This window comes from Natronomonas sp. (genome assembly GCF_046710025.1).
GTDB lineage: Archaea > Halobacteriota > Halobacteria > Halobacteriales > Haloarculaceae > Natronomonas.
This window is the reverse complement of sequence record NZ_JBKEGK010000210.1, coordinates 1-4,550: the sequence shown is the minus strand read 5'-3', so window position 1 is coordinate 4,550 and position 4,550 is coordinate 1. Positions and strand designations below refer to the sequence as shown.

Genomic DNA, 4,550 nt, shown 5'->3' with positions numbered 1-4,550 from the left:
TAGCATCGAGAACCTACGAAATGAGCAGCAAAGCCTTCAAGCAGTCTCTGCGGGACCGCCACAATAGGTTTAACCAACAAAGGTGGACCGGTGGCCGGTATTGTTGGTTAAGACTGCGTCGCACTAGTGGAGCCGAAGCAAGAAACAGCATGATCACCACAAATACCGACTGATGGCTGTTTCTTATTGGGTTCGCTGAGGAACAGTAGCCACGTACAAAGACCGGCTGGTCATCTGCACGGTCCGACCCTTGTGGAAGCGCAACCGTCGGTTGAGCACGGAACTCTCGAGATATATGGGAAAACAACTTGAGCGCGACCTCGGTCTCGCATCCGTAACGGCCATCAGTATCGGTGCGATGGTTGGGAGTGGTATCTTCATCCTGCCGGGGTTGGCAATGGAGATGGCGGGGCCGGCAGTCATCTTCGCGTACTTCCTCGCCGGCGTGTTGGTGTTGCCGGCGGCGTTAAGCAAATCCGAGATGGCGACCGCGATGCCGGAGGCCGGCGGAACCTACCTCTACATCGAGCGGGCGATGGGACCGCTGTTCGGAACCATCGCCGGCGTCGGGACGTGGTTTTCGCTGACGTTCAAAGGGGCGCTGGCGCTGGTCGGCGGTGCGCCCTATTTGGTGTTGCTGTTGGACATCCCAGTAACGCCGCTCGCGCTGACGGTCGCCGCCCTGTTGATCCTCCTGAACATCGTCGGTGCGAAACAGACCGGTCGGATGCAGGTCGCGATCGTCGCGGTGATGCTCGCGGTGATGGTCTGGTTCATCGTCGCCGGTGCCCCCAGCGTCGAGAGCGTCCGCTACGACAACTTCTTCGGCAGCGGGATCGAGGGGATCCTTGGGGCGACCGGCTTCGTCTTCGTCTCCTACGCTGGCGTCACGAAGATTGCAAGTGTCGCCGAGGAGGTCGAAAACCCCGACCGGAACCTCCCCCTGGGCATTCTCGGCTCGCTTATCATCACCGCTGGGATCTACGTCGCCATCGTCACCGTCATGGTCGGCGTCGCAAATCAAGCCGACCTGACGAACACGGAGACACCGATGGGAGTCGCCGCCGGCAACGCGCTGCCGGCCATTGGAATCACGGCAGTCATCATCGCAGCGCTGTTGGCGTTGATCAGCACCGCCAACGCGGGGATCCTCTCATCCTCACGGTATCCCTTTGCGATGAGTCGGGACGGACTGGCTCCAAACGTCTTCGAGACCGTCAGCAAACGGTTTGAGACGCCGGTAAACGCCATTACGATCACCGGCGGCGTGTTGCTCGTCCTCATCGCCTTCGTCCCGATCGACGATATCGCCAAACTCGCCAGCGCGTTCAAAATCCTGGTATTCATCCTGATCAACGTCGCGCTTATCGCCTTCCGGCAGGGGTCGATCGAAGCCTACGATCCCAGTTTCAAATCACCGCTGTACCCCGTCCCCCAACTGGTCGGCATCGCCGGAGGGGCTGTCCTCTTGCGGTATATCGGCTTTGTCCCGCTGGTCGGGGCCGTCCTCATCACTGTCGGGTCGATGGCGTGGTACTACTTCTTCGTCTACCGGCGGGGCGGAGTTGGCCGCGAGGGAGCAATGACCGACGCGGTTCGGCGCAGCGTCGGGCGAGACGTGGTTGGCCAGACCGAATCCGAAGTCGAGATCGATAGCAACGAGGTGCTCGTGGCGGTCACCGATCGGACGCCGCCCGATGTCGAGCGGTCGCTGATCGATCTTGCGGTGGACCTCGCGCGCACTCGAGAAGGGGGTGTTCGGGTCGCGCAGTTCGACGAGGTCCCCGACCAGACACCGCTCCCACAGTCCGCTGATAGCCTCACTGAAGCCGATCAGGCGTTTGAGGCCAGGATGGCCGACAGGGCGACTGATTCCGAGATTTCGATCCGGTACGGCGAGGTCGTCAGCCACGATACGCGACACGCCATCGTCAACTACGCCGCAGATGTCGAGACAGATACGCTGCTCATCGAACGGTCGAGTGGACGCGACACGCTGCTCGGCAGCAACACTGGATGGATCGAGGAACACGCCCCCTGCAACGTCATTGAGGTCACAAATCTCCACCACAGCGTGGTCGAGCATATCGGCGTCGTCACCGACGAGGGGCCGTTCGATCCCTCGAAGGTCGGACTGGCCAATGCCCTCGGCATGGCGGTCGATGGGACGGTCACGTTCTACTTCCCGATGCCGGCGGACGTGCCTGAAAGCCGCCGGAACACCATCGAGGACTATCTCTCCGAGCTGGCGGATCTGTGTGAGACCCCGGTTGAAACCAAAATCATCGAGCCTGGAACTGACGACGCCGTGGAACGTGCGGCGCGTGAGTCCGACGTTCTCATCGTAAGCGGCGTCCAGCGCGGTCTCATGGACCGACTGTTCGGGCGTGCTAGCCACGTTACGGCGGGGAGTAAACACGGAACGCTGGTCGTCTATGGGGCGAGCCAACCGGGACGAGTCCGAGGAGCAGTTGAACGGCAGCTGTTTTAACAAGAGTCTCGGGCCATCACGCACGAGGGGATTCACGCCTCTCGGGGAGACCGCCTCAACGGGACCATGTGATTTCAACTCCTAAACTCAGCGGCTGAGCTCCTAAACTGGTTCACGAGATCCACCAACAGACCGTCTAAGAGGAATACTATGTTCTTGACGAGTGCAATAGTCGCATCGTGGGCGGGTGAATCAAGCATCTGAGCGTTGTTTCTTGCCGAAACGGACCAGTGCCGCCAGCAACGATGGTCGGAGCGAGTACTGCCCTAACCAAGCGACTAATTCGATGTCGTGCGTGAATTCGATTATGAAATTGCGATACTACGCCGATGCTGATCACCGAGGATGGCACGAGCACACAGTACGGCTGTTGCGAGACCTCTATGACGACTACGACATCACCGTTGAAATCGACCGGATTGACGAACACCACGGTTCGATCAGTGACTTCCCAGGCGAGGTGCGAGCCTCAACCCCGAAAGAAGTCTACGAGCGCGACCTCAAGCGAAACGACGCGTTGAACCAATCTATCGAACCGACTCCTTCAGAAGGATTCAAACGATACGGGACACTCGATATTGCCGGGAATGTGGCCGTCGTAGATGATCACGGGACTGTCCAGTGGGCGTCAACGCTTCCGGGCTACGCTGACGGCTACGGCCCCGGTGCCGAGTCGCAGACCTCAATAGACTTTCTTGAAGCGATTACTACCTCACCGAGCAATCGTATTTGTGTCGAGTGTCTTCACTTCTTAGATGGCACCGAAAGCTTCTGTCCGAACTGTGGCTACGAACTGCCGTAGATGTCCCCGATTGACTGGCCGTTCTAACGGAAACGCTCTTATTTGGTTTACTCGACGAACTCCCGGACCCCGTCGAACGAGCCCCCGATCAGCGCGTCCGTGAGTGCCTCGCGGTCGATGTCGGGCGTCTCCCGGGGGTATTTCCGGTCGAAATGGCCGAGAACGTTGCCGACATCCCGCCGCAGCAACTCACGGCTGTTCCCGTGGTCGGCCGGGACTGCCTGCGGCCAATCGAAGACGGTGACGCCGTCGCTCGCGACGAAGACGTTGTACTCGCTCATGTCCGCGTGGACGTATCCGGCGTCGTACGCCGCCGCCATCTCCGAGCAGACGAGATCACACACCCCGACGACCTGCTCGGATTCGAGTTCCGCACGCGAGAGTTCAACGCCGTCGATCCGCTCCATCACGATCGCGTGGCGGTTTTGATCAACCGGCCGCGGTACCGAAACGTCCGGATACACCGTCTCGAGTGCGTCGTACTCTCGCTCGGCGGCCTTCCTCGCGGTGTAGAGCCACGAGCGGTGCTCCTTGTCGGCGGTGTACTCCCGTTCTTTTCGCACCTCCCGGAAGTTCGTGTACCCCTCGCGGTGGTATTTTAGGGCCAACGGCTGATACGAGCGGGCCTCGTAGACGTCGCTTTCCTTACCGACGCCGAGCGGCGCGCCGACGCCGTCGATCGTCTCGCGCTCGGAGAACGTCCGCAACGCGAGCGCGTCGTATCCTTCAAACGTCAGCCGGTAGCCGGTGTACTGGATCGTCTTCCGTTCGAGAAGGTCGCGATCCATGCAGCGGTCGATCCGGTAGTCGACTTCCTCCGAATTGAGACGGGAAAACTCGGGAAGTTTCCCCTCGGCGACCCAGCGCGAAAACCGCATTCCGTGTTCGATGCCCGACAACAGATGAAAGTCCTCGGGCTCCAACTCCGCCATCACCGTGGCGACGTTCTGTACCATTCCACCCGCGTTACTCGCCCGATACTCAAAAGCGCCCCGTGTGGCGTCGGATAGCATATAAACTGTCTACCGCGATACCAAACTCTCATGGTGGCGCTGCGAATACCCCCGAATCCGTGCACGAGATCCGGCTCTATCGACGGAAATCGACTCAGAGGAGGATGTGATCAGTGGGTCACGACCGCCACTCGCCGGTGGGGAGTGGCGGTCGTTCGCCCAGAACTGCGAAATTCACCCGGCTTGGAGAGTGATGCCTCTCACGAAGGGCTTGCGCGGGTCGGGATCTACAGCAATGCGCTCA

3 protein-coding genes are annotated in these 4,550 nt (G+C 60.2%); 2 read left to right on the top strand and 1 reads right to left on the bottom strand.

What is annotated here, in order from left to right:
* The first annotated feature begins 295 nt into the window (after window positions 1-295).
* Window positions 296-2,491, top strand: coding sequence for an amino acid permease (locus tag ACI944_RS12125; protein ID WP_411719305.1), 2,196 nt, complete (start codon window positions 296-298; stop codon window positions 2,489-2,491).
* Between the two features lie 307 nt (window positions 2,492-2,798).
* A complete protein-coding gene (locus tag ACI944_RS12120; protein ID WP_411719304.1) occupies window positions 2,799-3,293 on the top strand; it encodes a zinc ribbon domain-containing protein in 495 nt (164 codons plus the stop codon).
* Between the two features lie 47 nt (window positions 3,294-3,340).
* Here ACI944_RS12120 and ACI944_RS12115 read toward each other — a convergent pair whose 3' ends face one another.
* Window positions 3,341-4,249: a serine/threonine-protein kinase RIO2 gene (locus tag ACI944_RS12115; protein WP_411719303.1), complete on the bottom strand. Its 909-nt coding sequence runs from the start codon at window positions 4,247-4,249 to the stop codon at window positions 3,341-3,343.
* Between the last annotated feature and the right edge of the window lie 301 nt (window positions 4,250-4,550).

Coding starts and splice junctions, on each gene's coding strand:
- ACI944_RS12120 (WP_411719304.1), top strand. CDS start 2,799: ATGAAATTGCGATACTACGCCGATGCTGATCACCGAGGATGGCACGAG.
- ACI944_RS12125 (WP_411719305.1), top strand. CDS start 296: ATGGGAAAACAACTTGAGCGCGACCTCGGTCTCGCATCCGTAACGGCC.
- ACI944_RS12115 (WP_411719303.1), bottom strand. CDS start 4,249: ATGGTACAGAACGTCGCCACGGTGATGGCGGAGTTGGAGCCCGAGGAC.